This is a genomic window from Paracoccus sp. 22332 (assembly GCF_052045125.1).
GTDB classification, from domain to species: domain Bacteria; phylum Pseudomonadota; class Alphaproteobacteria; order Rhodobacterales; family Rhodobacteraceae; genus Paracoccus; species Paracoccus haematequi_A.
Genome location: NZ_JBQEOI010000138.1, coordinates 1 through 535 on the forward strand (window position 1 = coordinate 1; position 535 = coordinate 535).

Genomic DNA, 535 nt, shown 5'->3' on the forward strand with positions numbered 1-535 from the left:
ATGATCCGGTCCCCAGGAGCGGTCGCCACCGTGGTGGAAAGGACAGCCCCGGCGCCGGGGCTGATATTCCCGAAGGTCGGCGTGCCCGAAATCATGCGGATCGCCCGGAAAGCATGGCAGCCCGCGATCAGAGCGGATGGCTTGTCCAGCGTGATGACCACATCGCCGGTCGTGCCGGTGGGGACGGCTGCCCGCCACAGGCCGGTGCGCAGCCTGGTTTCGTTGCCGTTGGCTTGGGCCGCCCGCTGCGTCGCGGCCACGCCCCCGATGCTGATCCCGGTGATGACGGCGGTGCTGTCGGTGATCAGATACGCATTGAGGTCAAGCTCGATGAAGCGATCCGCACTGGTCGCGCCCAGCGGCACGGCGGCAATCGTGTGCTGGGTCTGGGACGCGGTATTGTAGACCGACCCCGTGCCCGCCGAGGTGTAGGAGGCTGGTTCACTCGCTGCCGGGACCAACACGGCATTGGTCGTATAGGTGCGAGAACCATTGCCGTCGGTCAGGGTCACGTCCACATCATAGGGCACACCCG

At 66.5% G+C, this 535-nt stretch carries 1 protein-coding gene; it reads right to left on the reverse strand.

Annotated features, from left to right (window positions below; translation table 11 throughout):
- Positions 1 to 535 (reverse strand): hypothetical protein (locus ACTJI6_RS24220; protein ID WP_440804344.1); only part of this gene is annotated, 535 nt, incomplete at both ends.